18 protein-coding genes are annotated in these 18112 nt (G+C 66.5%); 3 read left to right on the forward strand and 15 right to left on the reverse strand.

The genetic code is table 11. The annotated features are described in order from the left end of the window. Positions 1-71 precede the first annotated feature (71 nt). Positions 72-1202 (forward strand): IS481 family transposase, encoded by a 1131-nt coding sequence (locus tag BHK69_RS12425; RefSeq protein ID WP_199578988.1) that lies wholly within the window; start codon positions 72-74, stop codon positions 1200-1202. A 271-nt stretch (positions 1203-1473) separates the two neighbouring features. Here BHK69_RS12425 and BHK69_RS12430 read toward each other — a convergent pair whose 3' ends face one another. Beyond that, a complete protein-coding gene (locus BHK69_RS12430; protein ID WP_069690375.1) occupies positions 1474-2649 on the reverse strand; it encodes a vWA domain-containing protein in 1176 nt (391 codons plus the stop codon). Between the two features lie 324 nt (positions 2650-2973). Then, a complete protein-coding gene (locus BHK69_RS12435; protein ID WP_069690376.1) occupies positions 2974-3246 on the reverse strand; it encodes an HU family DNA-binding protein in 273 nt (90 codons plus the stop codon). A 290-nt stretch (positions 3247-3536) separates the two neighbouring features. Between BHK69_RS12435 and BHK69_RS12440 the strand changes: the two genes are divergently transcribed. Further along, complete coding sequence (locus BHK69_RS12440; RefSeq protein WP_069690377.1) at positions 3537-4781, forward strand: flavin-dependent oxidoreductase; 1245 nt, start codon at positions 3537-3539, stop codon at positions 4779-4781. Here the strand turns inward: BHK69_RS12440 and BHK69_RS12445 are convergent, their stop codons facing one another. Together BHK69_RS12445 and BHK69_RS12450 are read right to left on the reverse strand one after the other, a co-directional pair. Continuing rightward, entirely contained in the window at positions 4782-5099 is a 318-nt protein-coding gene (locus BHK69_RS12445; RefSeq protein ID WP_069690378.1) for a PilZ domain-containing protein, read from the reverse strand. 46 nt (positions 5100-5145) lie between these two features. Continuing rightward, on the reverse strand, positions 5146-5511 hold the full coding sequence (locus tag BHK69_RS12450) for a PilZ domain-containing protein (RefSeq protein WP_069690379.1): 366 nt from the start codon (positions 5509-5511) through the stop codon (positions 5146-5148). A gap of 364 nt (positions 5512-5875) precedes the next feature. Between BHK69_RS12450 and BHK69_RS12455 the strand changes: the two genes are divergently transcribed. Beyond that, on the forward strand, positions 5876-6238 hold the full coding sequence (locus BHK69_RS12455) for a tudor domain-containing protein (protein WP_069690380.1): 363 nt from the start codon (positions 5876-5878) through the stop codon (positions 6236-6238). A gap of 21 nt (positions 6239-6259) precedes the next feature. On the opposite strand, the gene BHK69_RS12460 is transcribed toward BHK69_RS12455, so the two are convergent. From BHK69_RS12460 to xdhC, 11 genes are all read right to left on the reverse strand, one after another. Further along, on the reverse strand, positions 6260-6718 hold the full coding sequence (locus BHK69_RS12460) for a cupin domain-containing protein (protein ID WP_069690381.1): 459 nt from the start codon (positions 6716-6718) through the stop codon (positions 6260-6262). Between the two features lie 128 nt (positions 6719-6846). Then, the gene (locus BHK69_RS12465) at positions 6847-7545 is read right to left on the reverse strand and encodes an ABC transporter ATP-binding protein (RefSeq protein WP_069690382.1); all 699 of its coding nucleotides are present in this window, start codon (positions 7543-7545) and stop codon (positions 6847-6849) included. 133 nt (positions 7546-7678) lie between these two features. Next, positions 7679-8428, reverse strand: coding sequence for an ABC transporter ATP-binding protein (locus tag BHK69_RS12470; protein WP_069690383.1), 750 nt, complete (start codon positions 8426-8428; stop codon positions 7679-7681). After that, positions 8425-9453 carry a branched-chain amino acid ABC transporter permease gene (locus BHK69_RS12475; RefSeq protein ID WP_083269287.1) on the reverse strand — a complete coding sequence of 343 codons (1029 nt, stop codon included), beginning with the start codon at positions 9451-9453 and terminating at the stop codon, positions 8425-8427. Before BHK69_RS12475 ends, BHK69_RS12470 begins: the two co-directional genes overlap by 4 nt. Continuing rightward, positions 9450-10376: a branched-chain amino acid ABC transporter permease gene (locus BHK69_RS12480; RefSeq protein WP_069690384.1), complete on the reverse strand. Its 927-nt coding sequence runs from the start codon at positions 10374-10376 to the stop codon at positions 9450-9452. Before BHK69_RS12480 ends, BHK69_RS12475 begins: the two co-directional genes overlap by 4 nt. Before the next feature lie 262 nt (positions 10377-10638). Then, complete coding sequence (locus BHK69_RS12485) at positions 10639-11808, reverse strand: ABC transporter substrate-binding protein (RefSeq protein ID WP_069690385.1); 1170 nt, start codon at positions 11806-11808, stop codon at positions 10639-10641. Positions 11809-12199: 391 nt separating this feature from the next. Continuing rightward, entirely contained in the window at positions 12200-13282 is a 1083-nt protein-coding gene (locus BHK69_RS12490; protein WP_069690386.1) for a BMP family ABC transporter substrate-binding protein, read from the reverse strand. Positions 13283-13313: 31 nt separating this feature from the next. Further along, a complete protein-coding gene (locus BHK69_RS12495) occupies positions 13314-14237 on the reverse strand; it encodes an ABC transporter permease (protein WP_069690387.1) in 924 nt (307 codons plus the stop codon). Positions 14238-14340: 103 nt separating this feature from the next. Further along, complete coding sequence (locus tag BHK69_RS12500; RefSeq protein ID WP_148663392.1) at positions 14341-15405, reverse strand: ABC transporter permease; 1065 nt, start codon at positions 15403-15405, stop codon at positions 14341-14343. After that, entirely contained in the window at positions 15398-17017 is a 1620-nt protein-coding gene (locus BHK69_RS12505; RefSeq protein ID WP_069690389.1) for an ABC transporter ATP-binding protein, read from the reverse strand. Before BHK69_RS12505 ends, BHK69_RS12500 begins: the two co-directional genes overlap by 8 nt. Beyond that, a complete protein-coding gene (gene xdhC, locus BHK69_RS12510; RefSeq protein ID WP_069690390.1) occupies positions 17001-17843 on the reverse strand; it encodes a xanthine dehydrogenase accessory protein XdhC in 843 nt (280 codons plus the stop codon). Before xdhC ends, BHK69_RS12505 begins: the two co-directional genes overlap by 17 nt. Positions 17844-18112 lie beyond the last annotated feature (269 nt).

Here is an 18112-nt window from a genome sequence, read left to right on the forward strand (position 1 = left end):
GATAGAAGGGTGACAGTTTTTCCCTGGATAGTTGGGAGGGCTGGACCATGCCGTGGCGAGAGAGCTGTGCCATGGACGAACGGGTGCGTTTCATAGCCGACTGGCTGGCGGGCGACGTGTCGATGACCGAGCTTTGCGAGGTTTACGGGATCAGTCGCAAAGCTGGGTACAAGTGGCGGGCGCGCTATGAGGCTGAGGGCGCGTCGGGGCTTGCGAACCGGTCATCGGCGCCGCTTGCGCACGGGCTGGCGACGCCTGCGCCGTTGGTGGAGAAGATCCTGGACCTGCGACGGGCGCGGCCGAGCTGGGGTCCGCGCAAGATCGTGGCTAAGCTTGAGCAGCTGCATCCGGACTTGTCCTGGCCATCGCATTCGACGGCGCACGAGATCCTCAAGCGCCAGGGCCTGATATCGGGCCGCCGCCTCCGACGCCGTCCCCCGCCCCGGCTGGGCGCGCTGACCACACCCGAGCGGCCGAACCACGTCTGGGCTGTGGACCACAAGGGTTGGGTCACCCTGGGCGACGGCGAGCGCTGCGAGCCGCTGACCCTGGCCGACAGCTACAGCCGCTTCGTCCTGGCGGTCTCGGCGGGCGACGGCGTCCACACCGCCCAGGCCAAGCCGGTCATGCAACGCGCCTTCCAGGTCTATGGCCTGCCCGAGGTCATCCGTTCCGACAACGGCCCGCCCTTCGCCTCCACCAGCGCCTCCGGGCTCAGCGCCCTGTCGGCCTGGTGGATCAAGCTGGGCATCCAGCCCGAGCGCACCCGGCCCGGTTCTCCTCAGGAAAATGGCCGCCTCGAACGCTTCCATCTCACCCTGCTGGAAGCCATGCGGCCCGCTTCACTCAACCGCGCCGCCCAGGCTCAGCGCCTGGAAGCCTTCCGACGCGACTACAACCACGAACGGCCCCATCAGGCCCTTGGCCAGAAGCCCCCCGCCAGCTTCTACAATCCTTCGCCCCGGTCCATGCCCGACAAACTTCCCCAACCCGACTACCCGTCCGATCGAACCATCCGCAGGGTGCGTAGCAACGGCGAGATCAAGATCGAGGGCCGCCTCGTACAGATCTGCTCCGCCCTCAAAGGTGAGCCCGTAGCCCTCGAAGCGACAGAGCACGGCTGGTGCGTCTGGTTCTACAAACAACCCATCGGCCTCATCGACCACCAAGGCCAGAAACTGTCACCAATCTACCCAGGCTAAATTGTAACCAACCTATCCGCTGGACAATCCCTGCCCTTCTCCCATCCGGGAGAAGGGTTCCCCGCGCCCTTGATCCGGCACTTCGCTTCATCCCGCCCGCGAGAGGAGAGCCGTGCATGATCCGCTCAGAGGCCAAAACCCCAACCGGGCAGCAGTGGGTCAAGCCCGACCATGACGCGCTTCGGATCCCGGGTCTGCGCCTCGCGACGCCGAGAATGACGGCTGGTTCCAAGGCAACGCGTCAAGCTGCAGAGGCCGGAGCCGGCGCTTGCTATCGCGCCAGCACCTTCATCGCCCCGTCCAGCCCGTCCAGTGTCAGCGGGAACATGCGGCCGGCCATCAGCCCGCCGATCTGGCGGATCGACTGGGTGTAGCTCCAGAGATGCGGCTGCACCGGGTTGAGCCAGACCGATTTCTGGAACCGTCCGGTCAATCGTTCCAGCCAGACCTGGCCCGCCTCCTCGTTCCAGTGCTCGACCGAGCCGCCCGGCATCGCGATCTCATAGGGGCTCATCGAGGCGTCGCCGACGAAGACGACGCGGTAATCGGCCGGATAGGTCCGCAGGATGTCCCAGGTCGGGATGACCTGGTCGTGCCGGCGGCGGTTCTCGCGCCAGACCCGCTCATAGGGGCAGTTGTGGAAGTAGAAATGCTCGAAATGCTTGAATTCGGCGCGGGCTGCGGAAAACAGCTCCTCGGCCAGTTCGACATGCCAGTCCATCGAGCCGCCGACATCGAGGAAGAGCAGCACCTTCACGGCGTTGCGCCGCTCGGGCCGCAATTTCACGTCGAGATAGCCGTGCCGCGCGGTCTCGGAGATCGTCGAGTCGAGGTCGAGCTCCTCGGCCGCGCCGGTGCGGGCGAATTTGCGCAGGCGGCGCAGAGCGATGCGCAGGTTGCGCACGCCGAGCTCGCGCGTGTCGTCGAAATCCTTGAATTCGCGCTTGTCCCAGACCTTCACCGCGCGGAAATTGCGGTTCTCGTCCTGGCCGATGCGGACGCCTTCGGGGTTGTAGCCATAAGCGCCATAGGGCGAGGTGCCGGCCGTGCCGATCCATTTCGAGCCGCCCTGATGGCGGCCCTTCTGCTCCTCGAGCCGCTGCTTCAGCGTCTCCCAGAGCTTCTCCCAGCCGAGCGCCTCGATCTCAGCCTTTTCCGCGTCGGTGAGGTATTTCTCGGCGAGCTTGCGCAGCCACTCCTCGGGGATGCCGGCCTGCTCGATGGCTTGGCCAAGCGTCTCCATGCCCTTGAAGACCTGGGCGAAGACCTGATCGAAACGGTCGAGATGGCGCTCGTCCTTCACCAGGCAGGTCCGGGCGAGATAGTAGAACTCCTCGACGCGGTGCTCGGCGAGGTCGGCCTCGACGCCTTCCAGCAGCGCCAGATACTCCCGCAGCGTGACGGGAACCTTGGCGGCGCGCAGATCTGTGAACAGACGAAGGAACATCAGGCTAATGTGTGGGGCCTGAGCCTGCGGTCAAGCCGCTCTTGCGCACATCCTGCTGTGGTCGAAAAGTTGGAGCAGGATCAATGCGAAAAACCGGTTCCCACTTTTTCGCATCCAGCTCTCGCCTGGCGGCTAGCACCGTTCTCTCCGCCGTCATCCCGGGCCCAGGCGGCTGCGCCGCTTGTCCGGGATGACGGGGAGGGGAACGATCAGAGCATTGCGCGAAAAACTGGCTACCGGTTTTTCGCAAGAGCAATGCGCTCAACTATTAGGATCGATCAGGTCGCATTCGGACGGAACCGTCCGAATGCGACCTGATTGAGATCACGCGACGGCGTCAGCGAGATCCTTGGTCACCTTGAACTTGACGACCGTCTTGGCCGGAACCTTGATCATCGCACCGGTCGAGGGATTGCGGGCCTCGCGGGCCTCGCGCTTGGCGGCCGACAGCTTGCCGACGCCGCCCAGCGTGACATCGCCGCCGGACTTCAGGGTCTTGGCGACGACCGCGCCCAGCGAGGCCAGGACGGCCGAGACGTCGGTCTTGGTCTTGCCGGTCTCATCGGCGATGGCGGCGATCAGTTCATTCTTGGTCATGAATTCCTCCTTGAGAAGGGGGTTGTACAGCGTCGCGCAAGGCCGAGCGTTCGTACGGGGTTGCTCCCACGGAATCGATGCTCCCGCAATCTGCGGCGCGCGAAGGCGCCAGTTGACACAGCTGCAATCGAAAGACGACAGCCGCGGCGGTAGATACGCACAGAAATCCGCTTCGTTCCGCTCTTCGCGCGGCTAATCTTGTACGATTCCGACGCTGCCGCGGTGCGATTGACAAATCGGGGTTAGATATTTCAAGCTTAAAATAATTAGACAGCCAGGGGCGGGCAGGCATGAAGGTCATCATCGTCGGGGGCGGGATCGGCGGTTTGACGCTGGCGCTCATGCTGCATGCGCGCGGCTTCACGCCGACCGTCTACGAGCAATCCGGGGAGATCCGCGAGGTCGGCGTCGGCATCAACACATTGCCGCACGCCATTCGCGAGCTCGCCGAGCTTGGGCTGCTGCCGGCCCTCGACGCGGTGGCCATCCGCACGCGGGAACTCGTCTACATGAACCGCTTCGGCCAGACCGTCTGGCGCGAATTGCGCGGCCTGCATGCCGGCGCACCGGTGCCGCAATTCTCGATCCATCGCGGCCGCCTGCAGGGCGTGATCCGCGAGGCGGTGGTGGCGCGGTTGGGCCCGGACGCGCTGCGCACCGGCCGCCGCCTGCAGGGCTTTTCGCAGGATGAAGGCGGCGTCACCGCCCATTTCGCCGATTCCCGGCGCGGCGAGGGCGGCGAGACGGCCCGTGCCGATATCCTGATCGCCGCCGACGGCATCCATTCGACCGTGCGCGGCCATTATTTTCCCGATCAAGGGCCGCCGCGCTGGAATGGCGTGCAGATGTGGCGCGGCGCCTGCGAATGGCCGTCCTTTCTCGATGGCGAGAGCATGATCATCGCCGGCGGCATGGCGGGCAAGCTGGTGCTCTACCCGATTGCATCAGGCGCGACGCCGCAGACGCGCCTGACCAACTGGGTCGTCAACATCCGCACCGGCGACCCGGCCAAGCCGCCGCCGAAGGAGGCCTGGTCCAAGCCCGGCCGGCTCGAGGACGTGCTGCCCTTCGCGCGCCGCTTCAGCGTGCCCGGCGTCGACATCATGGCGCTGATCCAGGCCTCGCCCGGCTTCTGGGACTATCCGATGTGCGATCGCGACCCGCTGCCGCGCTGGACCCATGGCCGCGTCACGCTGCTCGGCGACGCCGCCCATCCGATGTATCCGGTCGGCTCGAACGGCGCTTCGCAGGCGATCCTCGATGCGCGCTGCCTCGCCGATCTGCTGGTCCGTGCCGAGCATCCGCGCCATGCGCTCGCGGCTTATGAGGCGGTCCGCCTGCCCGCAACCGCCGAGATCGTGGCGATGAACCGGGTCGGCGGTCCCGAGCGCGTCATCGATGCCGTCGAGGCTCTGGCGCCCAATGGTTTCGACGATGTCGAGCGCGTGCTGAGCTACGCCAAGCGCGAGGCGATCGTGAAATCCTATGCCGGAAAGGCCGGCTTCGCTGCCGAACAGCTGCTGAAGCGCGTCTGATCAGCCGAGCTGACGCCGCTTTCGCATGGCGTCGAGCGAAATCGGCGCGACCGGCTGGCATTGCTCCGGCGTCAGGAAGGCGACGCCGACATCGTCTCCGCGACGCCAGCATTGCCGGACGCGGACGCTCTCGCTCCCGCTGGCGATGTCGATCTCGAATGTCTTCGGCAGTGCGATCCAGTCGCTCATACGGACCAGCGCGCCGCTGTCCGACCAGTTGCGCAGGGTGCAGTCGAGCACCGACTGACGGCCGTTGAAGACGACGCTCGCGCCCCGATAGACCCGGCTGCGCGGCGTTTGACGACGTTCGATCCTCATGGCGCGGTTCCCTTCCCGGACGAACCCGGACGTCACCTGACTCGATTCAGCCGGCTTCGGTGAGCTGGCGGATGCGGCTCTTGAGGCGGGCATTGTCCTGCTCGCAGCTCTTCAGCCGGCGCGCCGTGTCGAGCGGCACCACGCCCTGGCTCTCGGGCTGCGCCTCGAAGGCGATGCCGACGCGCTCGCCGTCGCGCCAGCGCACCCGGGCGTTGTAGGAGCGTTGACGCTGGGCGATGTCGAGATCGAAGGCGCTGGGCAGCGCCACGGCGTCGGAAAGCAGGAGCAGCGCGCCCTCGTCGGACAGGTTGCGGACGAGGCAATCCAGCGTCGAGCGCCGCTGGTTGAAGCAGACCGTGCCGCCCAGCAGGGTGCGCAGGCGTGGGTTCTTCCGGCGTTCCGTGGTCGTCATCGCAGGCCCTGATCCAGTGGCGTCGTCGTTGCGTACTGCAACCTGAACGCGATTATGGCGGAAGCCGCGGCGGGGCACAGCTTTAAGCTTTACTTAACCTTAACGGAGCGCCTTTCGGACATCTCCGGATCGCCGTGGAGCTTCGAGCTCGGGTTCTGGCGATGCCCAGTCATCATGACGTAGCTTCCGGCGGGACGAAGCAGAGTTTCGTCGGGTTGGCGGTCGCGATGATGACGCAGAGTTGGCTCCGGTGCGTGCCGAACTTCGCCTCGAGATTACCCCGCGACGACAATTCATTACTGTCGAAAGGCCCTTCATGTCGTGTTACGTCACCTGTCGCGGCAGTTCGATTTGGAGACGGACAATGAAGATTTGGCTGGTGATCGGCGCGCTTCTTGGCGGCGCCGCTACAGCGCAGGCACAGAGCCCCGGTGATTGGGTGCTCGCACGCTTCAAGAACGGCAACTACTGGTTTCCCGGCGTGCTCCAGAGCGTTTCAGGCGATCGTCTCACGATTCAATATGACGATGGTGATCGCGAAACGCTCCCGCTCAGCAGCGTGCGCCCTTACAACTGGACCATCGGCAGCCGCGTCGAGTGCAACTTCAAGGGCGGCGGCAAGTGGTTCCCGGGCAAGATCACCTCGCTGGGCGGGACCGCGCTCGCGATCGACTATGACGATGGCGACAAAGAACGCACGAAGACGGGGCTTTGCCGCTCACGCTGATGAGCGTCTGCCTGGCGCCGCTCAAGCGCCTTCGGGCGGCGGCGGCAGGAAGTCGATCTCGTATTTCGCCGATAATGCCACGACTTCGGCCGGGTTCTGCTGCGGCATCGAATGGATCGCCCAGAACAGGTCGTAGAGTCGTCCGGTCGGCGCGACCCAGAACAGGCATTTCACCGTGGCCTCGCTCTTGTTGAAGAGCCCGTGCGGGACGTTGCGCGGCAGGCGGACCAGGTCGCCGGCGGTGGCGACGCTCTCCTGCCCGTCGAGCACGAGGTCGAGCCGGCCTTCGAGCAGATAGATGAACTCGTCCTGAGTCGGATGGATATGGGGCGGCACGAAGGTGCCGGGCGGGAAGGTGGCATGCCAGGAGAACGAATCCTCGCTCAGCGTCTTGGGCACATAGGTCTGGCCCAGGATGTTCCACGAGATGGCATCGATGCCCTCATTGGCCTTGGTCACGCCGGCGGTCAGCGGTTTCATCGGGTGGTTCTCCTTTCAGGAAACGACACCGTCATTGCGAGGAGCGAAGCGACGAAGCAATCCAGGGGTGGCAGCGCCCCCCTGGATTGCTTCGCTTCGCTCGCAATGACGGCATGGGGTAGTTCCTCTCAAAAATGCAGGAAGCGGTCCTTGACCGCGCTGTCGCTGCGCAGCTCGTCGCTCGAGCCGCGCCAGACGATGCGGCCTTTTTCCAGCACGACATGCCGGTCGGCGAATTTCGCCAGCGCGTCGACATTCTTGTCGATCACCAGAATGGATTCGCCCTCGGCCTTCAGCGCCGTCAGGCAGGACCAGATCTCCTGCCGGATGATCGGGGCCAAGCCCTCGGTCGCCTCGTCGAGGATGATCAGCTTGGGGTTGGTCATCAGCGCCCGGCCGATCGCCAGCATCTGCTGCTCGCCGCCCGAAAGCTGGTTGCCGCGATTGGCGCGGCGCTCCTTCAGGCGCGGGAAGAAATCATAGATCCGCCCGATGTCCCAGCGCGCCTTGCCGAAGCGGCTGGCGGCGGTGGCGATCAGGTTCTCCTCGACCGAGAGCGTCGGGAAGATCTGCCGGCCTTCCGGCACCAGCCCGATGCCGGCCTGCGCGATCTTGAACGGAGCGGCGCCGGTGAGGTCGCGTCCCGCCACGCTGATCCGCCCGGCCTTTGGCGGGATCAGGCCCATGATCGCGCGGATCGTCGTGGTCTTGCCCATGCCGTTGCGGCCGAGCAGGGTCACCACCTCGCCTTCGCCGATGGTAAGGTCGATGCCGAACAGGATCTGCGCCTCGCCATAGCCGGCATCGAGGTTTTCGACGATCAGCATGGCAGCCTCCCGCGAAGACGGAAACGCGTCATTGCGAGGAGCGTCAGCGACGAAGCAATCCAGGGGTCGTCGAGCGAGCCCTTCTGGATTGCTTCGCTGCGCTCGCAATGACGGTGGAGGCGGGCTGACACCATCACCCCTCCTCGCCGAGATAGGCTTCGCGCACGGCGGGGTCGGCCCGCACCGTCGCCGGATCGCCCGAGGCGATGACGCGGCCATAGACCAGCACGCTGACCGTGTCGGCGAGCGCGAACACCGCCTCCATGTCGTGCTCGACCAGGAGCATGGCGTAGCGCCCCTTGAGGCTCCTGAGCAGGGCGATCAGGCGCTCGCCTTCCTCGCGGCCGACGCCGGCCAGCGGCTCGTCGAGCAGGATCGCGGCGGGCTCCAGCGTCAGCGCCATGGCGATCTCGAGCGCACGCTTCTCGCCAGGGGAGAGGCGGCCCGCCAGTACATGGGCGCGCTCGGTGAGCCCGACGGCTTCGATAGCAGCCCAGGCCGGCCGGTTCAGCGCCTCGTCGCGCGCCGCGTTGCGGAAGAGCGCGAGCGGATGGCTGGCGCGCGCCTGCACGCTGAGCGCGACATTCTCCAGCACCGAGAGCGAGGCGATGGTCGAGGTGATCTGGAAGGTCCGGGCGAGGCCTGCCCGCGCCCGCTTCTCGGGCGTGAGACTGGTGATGTCGGCGCCGCGAAAGCGGATGCTGCCGGCATCGGGCCGCAGCATGCCGGAAATCTGGTGGACGAGCGTGGTCTTGCCGGCGCCGTTGGGGCCGATCAGCGCGTGCAATTCGCCCGGCGCGAGCGCAAGATCGACCCCGTCGGTGACCTTCAGCGCTCCGAAGGCCTTCCTGACGCCGCTGAGCGCAAGCACCGGCTCAGTCATCGCTTGCTCCCCAATTTGCCGGTGAGCTTGCCGATGATGCCGACCAGGCCGCCGCGCGTGAACAGCACGAAGAGCACGATCAAGGGGCCGAAGATCACCCGCCAATGCTCGGTCCAGCTGGACAGCACGTCCTCGGCGAAGAGATAGGCCAGCGCCCCGATGATCGCGCCATGCAAGCTTCCGACGCCGCCGAGCACCACCATGAAGATGAGTTCGCCCGAGCGCTGCCAGGAGATGAAGGCGGGGCTGACGAAATCGGTCTGGTTGGCGAGGAAAAAGCCGGAGAGGCCCGCGATCATGCCCGAGATGACATAGGCGATCAGGCGGATGCGGCCGACATCGTAGCCGGTCACGGTGACCCGTGTCGCGTTCTCGCGTGCGGCCCGCAAGGCCCGGCCGAAGCGCGAGGCGACGATGGTGCTGATCAGCGCGTAGCAACCGGCGAGCGTCGCCAGCACGACGTAGAAGAAGGATGTCCGGTTGGCGAAGAGCTTGAAGCCGGCGATCGTGCTGCGGTCATAGAGCGTCAGCCCGTCATCGCCGCCATAGGCCGAGAGCGCCTGCGCCAGGAAATAGGCCATCTGGCCGAAGGCGAGCGTGATCATGATGAAGGCGACGCCGCGGGTCCGCAGCGAGACGGCGCCGGTGATCGCCGCAAAAAGCGCGCAGGCTGCGAGAATGACCGGCAGGATCAGCAGCGCCTCGCTGCGCCCCTCGGTGATCATGATCCCGGTGACATAGGCGCCGATGCCGATGAAGGCGGCATGGCCGAAGGAGACCAGCCCGCCGACGCCGAGGATGAGATCGAGCGAGAGCGCGGCGATGGCGAAGATCATCGCGCGCGTCACCAGCGTCAGCCAATGCGCAGGGACGCCGAGCGAGACTGCGAGCGGCATGGCGGCCAGCGCCAGGAACAGCACGATGGCAATGATCGGCCGCCGGCGCGGCGGTGCGGCTGGCCGGGCGGCCTCGGCAAGGGCGGGCCGGATACTGGCGAACTTGGCGCTGGTGAACTTGGCGCTCATGAGCGGCCCTTGGCCGGCAGCAGGCCCTCGGGCCGGACGAACAGCACAATCGCCATGACGAGGTAGATCAGCATCGAGGACAGCGCAGCCCCCGTCGCCCGGGCCGAGGGCGCGCTCATGAACAGGCGCAGCAGATCGTTCATGAAGGAGCGGCCAAGCGTGTCGACGAGGCCAACGATCAAGGCGCCCACGAAGGCCCCTCGGATCGAGCCGATGCCGCCGACCACGATGACGACGAAGGCGAGGATCAGCACGGTATCGCCCATGCCGGGTTCGACCGAGAGGATGGGGGCCGCCATGGCGCCGGCAAAGCCAGCGAGCATGGTCCCGAAGGCGAAGACCACCATGAACAGCTTGCGGATGTCGACGCCGAGCGCCGAGACCATCGAGGCGTTGGAGGCGCCAGCCCGCAGCAGCATCCCGGTGCGCGTCTTCTCGACGATGAACCAGAGCAGCCCGCCGACTGCGAGCCCCGAGCCGATCAGCGCGAAACGGTAGACGGGATAGAGGATGCCATCCATCAGCCGGACAGAGCCGGTGAGGAATTCCGGCACCGGCACCGAGAGCGGGGCCGCGCCCCAGAGCATCTTGACGCCCTGGTTGAGCAGCAGGATCAGCCCGAAGGTGGCGAGCACCTGGTCGAGATGGTCGCGCTCATAAAGATGGCGGAAGACCAGGAATTCGAGCGCGAGCCCGATCAGCAGCGCGGCCGCCAGCGCCAGCGCCAGGCCGAGCACGAAGCTGCCGGTCAGCCCGACGAAGGTCACGGCGAGATAGGCGCCGAGCATGTACTGCACGCCATGCGCCAGGTTGATGAAGTCCATCACGCCGAAGACGAGCGTCAGCCCCGCCGCGACCAGGAACAGCAGGATGCCGAACTGGAGCCCGTTGAGGATCTGGACGATGAGGAGGCTGGTGGTCATGGGTAAGCCGCGACGATGCCGGAAGGGCGCGGGGAACCCTCTCCCATAGGGAGAGGGCAGGGTGAGGGGTAGGCTGTTTGACACCGGGGCCGTGAGCTAACCGTAGCCGCCATTAGGTTTTCACCTTACTGGTCCAGCGGCCTACACCTCACCCCAGCCCCTCTCACCGATCTCGGGCTTGCCCGAGATCGGCACTCAGAGTGTCGAAGTCGGGTAGACCCGACTTCGATGCAGGAGAGGGGTTCCCCGAGGTTCAGTTGCTTTATTTAAGCGCGCAATCCTTGGCATGCGGGTCGGCATAGTCCGTGAACACCTTCTGGGCGATCTCGGTCTGGAACTTGCCGTCCGGGCGCTTGGCGACCTTGACCAGGTAGAAGTCCTGGATCGGGTAGCCATTGGTGTTGAATTTGAACTTGCCGCGCAGCGAGGTGAAGTCGGCCTTCTTGATCGCGGCGCGCAGCTTGTCCTTGTCGCCCGTGCCGCCAGCCGCCTTGACGGCGGAGTCGATCAGCATGGCGGCGTCATAGGCCTGCTGGGCATAGGAGCCCGGAACGATCTTGTAGGCCGCCTCATAGGCGCTGACGAAGGACTTGGTCTGCGGGTTGTCCATGTTCGGCGCCCAGGTCATGCCGCCGAAGAGGCCGACCGCCGCATCCTGCTGCGCGGGCAGCGTCGATTCATCGACGGTGAAGGCCGAGAGGAACGGGATCTTGCCCTGCAGGCCGGCCTGCGACCACTGCTTGACGAAGTTGACGCCGAGGCCGCCGGGCAGGAAGGCGAAGACGACGTCGGGCTTGGTCGAGGCGATCTTGGCGAGGTCGGAAGCGAAGTCCATCGAGGTCAGGGGCGCATAGACCTCGTCGACGATCTCGCCCTTGAAGTAGTTCTTGAAGCCGGCGAGCGAGTCCTTCCCGGCCTGGTAGTTCGGCGCGATGATGTAGGCGCGCTTGTAGCCTTGGTCCTGCGCGTATTTGCCCAGCACCTCATGGACCTGGTCGTTCTGGTAGGAGGTCACGAAGAAGTTCTGGTTGCAGGCCTTGCCGGCCATGGTCGAGGGGCCGGCATTGGGGCTGATCAGGAAGGCGCCGGAATCGAGCACGGGCTTGGCGATGGCGCCGAGAATGTTCGAGAACACCGGGCCGACGACGAAATCGACCTTGCCGCTGTCGACGAAGGCCTTGACCTTGCCGACCGCGACGTCGGGCTTGAGCTCGTCGTCGATCACGGTGATCTGCACGGCTAAGCCGCCGAGCTTGCCGCCCTTCTGGTCGACTGCGAGCTGGAAGCCGTCACGGACCTGCTGGCCGAGCGCGGCCGCGGGGCCGGTCAGCACACTGACGACGCCGATCTTGATCGGCTCCTGCGCCTGGGCGCTGGCCGCCCCGAGCGCCAGCAGGCCGACGCTGAGCGAAAACGCGAATTTGAGTGTCATGTCCGATGTCCTCCCGGGACGAACGAGAAAGCGACGGCGCGGCAGGGGACCCTCACCCTCTCCACCACGCGCCGCAGGCATATTGTTTCAAGCTTAAAATATCTGCAAGGGGTTCAAGGCGAAGAATTTTCGCGGGGTATCATCCCGTGCGCGCTGCGGCGCAAAGTGCCGCTGCGCAGACACGGGACCCACGACTGGGCGAGACGGAAAACCCGTCATGGTCGGCCTTGTGCCGACCATCCATGTCTTTCTTCCCACGTCTCCCTTCGGCGAACGCTGTGTTCAAGACGTGGATTCTCGCCACAAGGGCAGGAATGACGCAGGAGCAAAGGGCGCGCCCGGTCGTGGGTTCCGGGTTCTTCGCTCACGCGAAGCCCTGGAAAGACAAGCATCACGCCTGCACGCCGTCGACATACCAGTCCATCTTCGACATCACCTCGTCGGAGGCCTTCTCGCCGGCCTTGACCCGGACCTCGCCCTTGAGATCCTTCAATTCGCCGGTGAAGGGGTGGAGCGTGCCTGCCACGATGCCCTTTTGGACCTCGTCGGCTGCCGCACGCGCCGCCGGCGTCACCGCGTCGTTATAGGGCGCGATCTTGACGAAGCCGTCCTTGATGCCGCCCCAGACGTCGCCGGATTTCCAGCTGCCGTCCATGACCTCCTTGACGCGCTTGACGTAGTAGCCCGACCAGTCGTCGACGATCGCCGAGAGATGCGCCTTGGGAGCGAAGGCCTTCATGTCCGAGGCCTGGCCGAAGGCGAAGACGCCGCGCTGCTCGGCCGCCTGCAGGGCGGCTGCCGAGTCGGTGTGCTGGGTGATCATGTCGGCGCCCTGGTCGATCAGCGCCTTGGCGGCGTCGGCCTCCTTGGCCGGGTCGTACCAGGTCGAGGCCCAGATCACCTTGGTCTTGAAGTTAGGGTTCACCTTGCGGGCGGCCAGCGTGAAGGCGTTGATGCCCATCACCACTTCCGGAATCGGGAAGGAGGCGATGTAGCCGGCCTGGCCGGTCTTCGACATATGGCCGGCGATGGTGCCGATCACGGCCCGGCCCTCATAGAAGCGGGCGTTGTAGGTTGCGACGTTCTCGGCGCGCTGATAGCCGGTCGCGTGCTCGAAATGGATCTTCGGGAACTGCTTGGCCACCTGGATCGTCGGGTTCATGAAGCCGAAGGAGGTGGTGAAGATGATCCGGTTGCCGGCCTGGGCGAGCTGACGGATGGCGCGTGCGGCGTCGGGCCCTTCGGCGACGTTCTCGATGAAGCTGGTCTTGATCTTGTCGCCGAACTCCTTCTCCAGCGCCTTGCGGCCCTGGTCATGCGTCCAGGTCCAGCCATGGTCGCCGACCGGGCCGACATAGATGAAGCCGACGCCGAGCGGGGCTTGCGCCGAAGCCTGCCCGCCGATCAGCGGCAGGGTCGCGGCAGCGGCGCCCGCGCCGAAATTGAACCTGCGGCGCGTGATGATGGAGGTCATGATGTGGTCTCCCCGTTTATGGTTTGCGGCGTCACGACGCCGAGAATGGCTTGCCGAGGCAGGCCGGCGCATCGAGCCGGCCGGTCTTTCGTCCTAGCGACATCATGGTCAGAACGGCAATTGTCGCAAGGTAGGGGGCTGTCGCCAAAAGCTCCGGCGCGAGCCAGGTGACGCCGGCCGCCTTGGCCTGCAATTCGAGCGTCATCACCGCTCCGAACAGATAGGCCCCCAGCAGCAATCGCCCGGGCCGCCAGGCGGCGAAAACGACGAGCGCAAGTGCGATCCAGCCGCGCCCGGCGGTCAGGCGGTCAGCCCACATCGGTGTCAAGGCCAGCGAGAAATAGGCCCCGCCCAGGCCGGCCAGCGCTCCGCCGAAGGCGATCGCGCCATAGCGGATGGCGATGACGGGGTAGCCGATGGCATGGGCCGAGGCGTCGTTCTCGCCGACGGCACGCAGGATCAGGCCGGGCCGCGTCCTGCGCAGGAACAGGCTGACCGCCAGCACCAGCGCGAGCGAGAGATAGACCACGATATCGTGGCCGAAGACGGCGCGCAGGATCGGATGGCCCGAGAGCGTCTCGGGAAAGACCGGCCCCAGCCGTGTGATGGTGCGCCCGACGAAGCCGGCCCCGATCAGCGAGGAGGCGCCGATGCCGAAAATCGTCAGCGCCAGCCCCGTCGCGACCTGGTTGGCGGTGAGGGAGAGCGTCAGCACGGCGAAGATCATCGCCGTGGCGACGCCTGCGGCGAGCGCTGCGACGAGCCCCAGCGTCGTGCTGCCGCTGCTGTAGGCGACGGCGAAGCCCGCCACCGCGCCGGTGAGCATCATGCCCTCGACGCCGAGATTGAGCACGCCCGACTTCTCGACGACGAGCTCGCCCAGCGCCGCCAGCAGGATCGGCGTCGAGGCGGCGACCAGGGTCATCAGGATCGAGACGAGAATGGCGGAGGTCATGGGCGCACTCGCGTCATTCTCGGGCGGAGCGCAGCGCAGACCCGAGAATCTCGGGGGAGCGTTGCTCGGGTCAAGCCCGAGCATGACGTGCTGGCAATGGCCCTCATACCGCCCGCACCTTCCAGCCGATCCGGTAGCGCACCAGCACGTCGGTCGCCAGCAGCATGAACAGCAGCAGCGCCTGGAACATGCCGGTCGCGGCCTGCGGCAGCTTGACCGTTGTCTGTGCGATCTCGCCGCCAACATAGGTCGCCGCCAGCACGATGCCGCCAAAGACGATGCCGAGCGGGTTCAGCCGGCCCAGGAACGCGACGATGATCGCGGTGAAGCCGTATCCGGTCGGGAATTGCGGGGTGAGCTGGCCGAAGGGACCGGCCGCCTCGAACAGGCCGGCAAGGCCTGCAAGCCCGCCTCCGGTGAGCAATGTCGCCCAGGTCACCGTGTCGGCGCTGAAGCCGCCATGGCGCGCCGCCGCCGGCGCCAGGCCTACGACCTTCACCGCATAGCCTGCTGTCGTCTTTTCCATGACCAGCCAGGCGATGACGGCGATGACGAGCGCGAGCGGAATGCCGAGATGGATGAGCGAACCTTCCGCCATCGCGGGCAGCGTCTGGTCGGGCGTGAACATGCGCGTCTGCGGGAAGTTGAAACCGTCCGGATCCTTCCAGGGGCCGCGCACGAGATAGTACAGGCCCTGCACCGCGACATAGGTCAGCATCAGGCTGGTCAGGATCTCGCTGACCTGGAGTTTCACGCGCAGGAAGGCGGGGATCGCGGCCCAGGCCATGCCGCCGAGGATGCCGGCGAGCGCCATGGCGGGCAGGATCCACCATCCCGTCATGTCATAGGTCGCCAGCGCCACCCCGGTGCCGGCGATCGCGCCCATGATGTATTGCCCCTCCGCCCCGATGTTCCAGACATTGGCGCGGAAGCCGATGGCAAGCCCGAGCGCGATCATGACGAGCGGCGCGGCCTTGACGCCGAGATCGGGCCAGCGCTGCGGCTCCAGGAACGGCGTCAGGAAGATGTCACGCACGGCGTGGAAGCCGGCATAGCCCATCGCGGTGAAGACGATCATGCCGATCAGCATGGTGAGCAGGACCGCGATCAGCGGGCTCGCATAGAGCATGAGCGAGCTCGGCTCGCGGCGGCGGCGCCATTCAAGCATGGGGGCCGGCCTCCGCATGCGGCAAGGCGCCTGGCAAATCGGCAGCAAGTGAATCGGCACCAGTTGAATCGGCACTAGGCGAATCGACACCATGCACGCCGCCCATCATCAGGCCGATCTCGTCGATGCCGAGGCTCGCAATCGCGCGCGGCGCCGACAGCCGGCCCTCGTTGAGGACGCAGAGCCGGTCGGCGAGTTCGAGCAGTTCGTCGAGATCCTGCGAAATCACCACCACCGCCGAGCCCTTGGCGGCGAGGTCGACCAGCTCCTGCCGGATCGCGGCGGCGGCGCCGGCATCGACGCCCCAGGTCGGCTGCGAGACCACGAGCACGGCCGGCTGCTGGCCGATCTCGCGGCCCATGATGAATTTCTGCAGGTTCCCGCCAGAGAGCGTGCGTGCCAGCGCGCCGGGGCCGGTGGTGCGCACGTCGAAGCGCTGGATCACGCTCTGGGCGAAGCGCAGCACATCGCCGCGCGCGACGAAACCGAGCGGGGCCAGCGGCAGACGGTGGCGCGCGGTCAGGATGCTGTTGTCGGCCAGCGAGAAATCCGGCACGGCGGCATGGCCGTTGCGTTCCTCGGGCACGCAGGCGAGGCCGGCCGTCCGGCGCGGCCCGGCACCATGCAGCCCGATCGGCCGGCCGTCGAGCAGGATCGCATCGGGGCTGGAGGCCAATCGCTCGCCCGAGAGCGCGGTCAGCAGCTCCGATTGGCCGTTCCCGGCGACGCCGGCGATGCCGAGGATCTCGCCGGCGCGCGCCGCGAAGGAGACCGCTTCGAGATCGGTGCCGAAGGGCGGCTCGCCCGCCAGCGACAGGCCCTTGACGCTGAGCCGCACTTCGCCCGCGCCAGCGCCGGGCTTGTGCTCGATCTGGCGCAATTCCGCGCCGATCATCAGCTCGGCCATGCGCTTGGTGGTCTCGAGCTTGGGGTCGCAGGTCGCGACGACCCGGCCGCCCCGCAGGATCGTTGCCGCCTCGCAGAGCGCTTTGATCTCATGCAGCTTGTGCGAGATGTAGAGGATCGCGCAGCCCTCGGCGGCGATCTGGCGCAAGGTCTCGAACAGCCGCTCGACCTCCTGGGGCGTCAGCACCGAGGTCGGCTCGTCCATGATCAGCAGCTTCGGCTTCTGCAGCAGGCAGCGCACGATCTCGATGCGCTGGCGCTCGCCCACTGAGAGCGTGTGCACCGCGCGCTCGGGGTCGAGCGGCAGCGAGTAGCTGTCGAGGATCGCGGCGACGCGGGCTTTCAGCGCCTCGCGATCGACCGCCTCGTCGAGGCCGAGCGCGATGTTCTCGATCACCGTCATCGCGTCGAACAGCGAAAAATGCTGGAACACCATGCCGATGCCGAGCCGGCGCGCCGCTTTGGGGGAGGGGATCGCGACGGTCTCGCCATTCCAGGCGATCGTGCCCTCATCGGCGTGCTGGACGCCGTAGATGATCTTGACCAGCGTCGATTTGCCGGCCCCGTTCTCGCCGAGCAGCGCGTGGATCTCGCCGGGACGGACGCTGAGGCTGATATCCTCATTCGCCTTCACGCCCGGAAAGCTCTTGGAGATATGGGCGAGCGCCAGCCGCGGCGGCACCTCCTGCTCACGCGGCTGGTTCATGTCTGGCCCGTCTCCCCTTCGCCGGCTGCCGGTGGCCAAGCAAGCAACGCACCAGCTCGGCCGCCGTCAAGGCCGCGATCACCTCCGGGCGCTTGTCGTCCACATCGCAGCCGCCGATCGGGCAGGTGAGGCGGGAGAGCGCTTCGTTTCTCCCGCCGGCCCGCAGAAAGCTGGACTCGAAACGCGCCCGCTTCGTCGCCGAGCCGATCATGCCGACGTAAGACGCGTCGCTCCGTGCCAGCGCCGCTTCCGTCAGGCGATAATCCAGCGCGTGGCTATGGCTCAGGATCACAAAGGCGCTGCCGGGCCTGGCCGCCTCGATCTCCGTGACGGGATCGGCCATTCTGATGCAGGTGATCGCAGACGGCAGGCCATCCATGACGCCGTCGCGGTCGTCGATCAGCGTTGTCGCGAAGGGCAGGGGGGCGAGCGCCAGGGCAAGCGCCCGGCCGGTATGGCCGGCGCCGAACAGGAGGACGGAGGGCCTCAGAACCGCGTCGGCCTGCTCGCTGGCGGCGAGCCTGGCGAGATCGGCCGCCGTCGCGCGCTTCAGTGCGACCCGCACCCGCCCGCCGCAGCATTGACCCATTTGCGGGCCGAGCGGGATGTCGAGCGCGCGCTGCGCTGCACCCTCGGTCAGCATCTCGCGAGCGATGTCGATGCAGTGGAATTCGAGCTGCCCGCCGCCGATGGTCCCGGCGGTCGCGCCCGCGCTGACCGCCATGGTGGCGCCGGCTTCGCGCGGGGTTGAGCCCGAGGCAGCTGCGATCCGCACCAGCACGACGCCTTCATGCCGGTGGGTGCTGAGGAAGGCGGCGAGGGTCATATCGCACCCTCCGTCCTGGCGATGGCGAGGCGCGGGGAACCCCTCTCCTGTAAGGAGAGGAGCAGGGGTGAGGTGTAGGCCCCTGGACCAGCAGGGTGAGACCTTGCCGTCATTGCGAGCGCAGCGAAGCAATCCAGGAGGGCTCGCTCTACGTCCCCTAGATTGCTTCGCTGCGCTCGCAATGACGATGAAACGGCGGTCAGGTCTGAGTGCAGGCGTCCAACGGCCGACCCCTCACCCTGCCCTCTCCCTACGGGAGAGGGTTCCCC

It is taken from the genome of Bosea vaviloviae (genome assembly GCF_001741865.1).
In the GTDB taxonomy this organism is placed as follows: Bacteria; Pseudomonadota; Alphaproteobacteria; order Rhizobiales; family Beijerinckiaceae; genus Allobosea; species Allobosea vaviloviae.

What these genes read in the sequence shown, in the direction of transcription:
- xdhC (WP_069690390.1), bottom strand. Translation starts at nt 17,843, where the DNA reads ATGACCCTCGCCGCCTTCCTCAGCACCCACCGGCATGAAGGCGTCGTG.
- BHK69_RS12455 (WP_069690380.1), top strand. Translation starts at nt 5,876, where the DNA reads ATGAAGATTTGGCTGGTGATCGGCGCGCTTCTTGGCGGCGCCGCTACA.
- BHK69_RS12450 (WP_069690379.1), bottom strand. Translation starts at nt 5,511, where the DNA reads ATGACGACCACGGAACGCCGGAAGAACCCACGCCTGCGCACCCTGCTG.
- BHK69_RS12480 (WP_069690384.1), bottom strand. Translation starts at nt 10,376, where the DNA reads ATGACCACCAGCCTCCTCATCGTCCAGATCCTCAACGGGCTCCAGTTC.
- BHK69_RS12500 (WP_148663392.1), bottom strand. Translation starts at nt 15,405, where the DNA reads ATGCTTGAATGGCGCCGCCGCCGCGAGCCGAGCTCGCTCATGCTCTAT.
- BHK69_RS12495 (WP_069690387.1), bottom strand. Translation starts at nt 14,237, where the DNA reads ATGACCTCCGCCATTCTCGTCTCGATCCTGATGACCCTGGTCGCCGCC.
- BHK69_RS12430 (WP_069690375.1), bottom strand. Translation starts at nt 2,649, where the DNA reads ATGTTCCTTCGTCTGTTCACAGATCTGCGCGCCGCCAAGGTTCCCGTC.
- BHK69_RS12425 (WP_199578988.1), top strand. Translation starts at nt 72, where the DNA reads ATGGACGAACGGGTGCGTTTCATAGCCGACTGGCTGGCGGGCGACGTG.
- BHK69_RS12505 (WP_069690389.1), bottom strand. Translation starts at nt 17,017, where the DNA reads ATGAACCAGCCGCGTGAGCAGGAGGTGCCGCCGCGGCTGGCGCTCGCC.
- BHK69_RS12435 (WP_069690376.1), bottom strand. Translation starts at nt 3,246, where the DNA reads ATGACCAAGAATGAACTGATCGCCGCCATCGCCGATGAGACCGGCAAG.
- BHK69_RS12440 (WP_069690377.1), top strand. Translation starts at nt 3,537, where the DNA reads ATGAAGGTCATCATCGTCGGGGGCGGGATCGGCGGTTTGACGCTGGCG.
- BHK69_RS12490 (WP_069690386.1), bottom strand. Translation starts at nt 13,282, where the DNA reads ATGACCTCCATCATCACGCGCCGCAGGTTCAATTTCGGCGCGGGCGCC.
- BHK69_RS12445 (WP_069690378.1), bottom strand. Translation starts at nt 5,099, where the DNA reads ATGAGGATCGAACGTCGTCAAACGCCGCGCAGCCGGGTCTATCGGGGC.
- BHK69_RS12465 (WP_069690382.1), bottom strand. Translation starts at nt 7,545, where the DNA reads ATGCTGATCGTCGAAAACCTCGATGCCGGCTATGGCGAGGCGCAGATC.
- BHK69_RS12485 (WP_069690385.1), bottom strand. Translation starts at nt 11,808, where the DNA reads ATGACACTCAAATTCGCGTTTTCGCTCAGCGTCGGCCTGCTGGCGCTC.
- BHK69_RS12475 (WP_083269287.1), bottom strand. Translation starts at nt 9,453, where the DNA reads ATGAGCGCCAAGTTCACCAGCGCCAAGTTCGCCAGTATCCGGCCCGCC.
- BHK69_RS12470 (WP_069690383.1), bottom strand. Translation starts at nt 8,428, where the DNA reads ATGACTGAGCCGGTGCTTGCGCTCAGCGGCGTCAGGAAGGCCTTCGGA.
- BHK69_RS12460 (WP_069690381.1), bottom strand. Translation starts at nt 6,718, where the DNA reads ATGAAACCGCTGACCGCCGGCGTGACCAAGGCCAATGAGGGCATCGAT.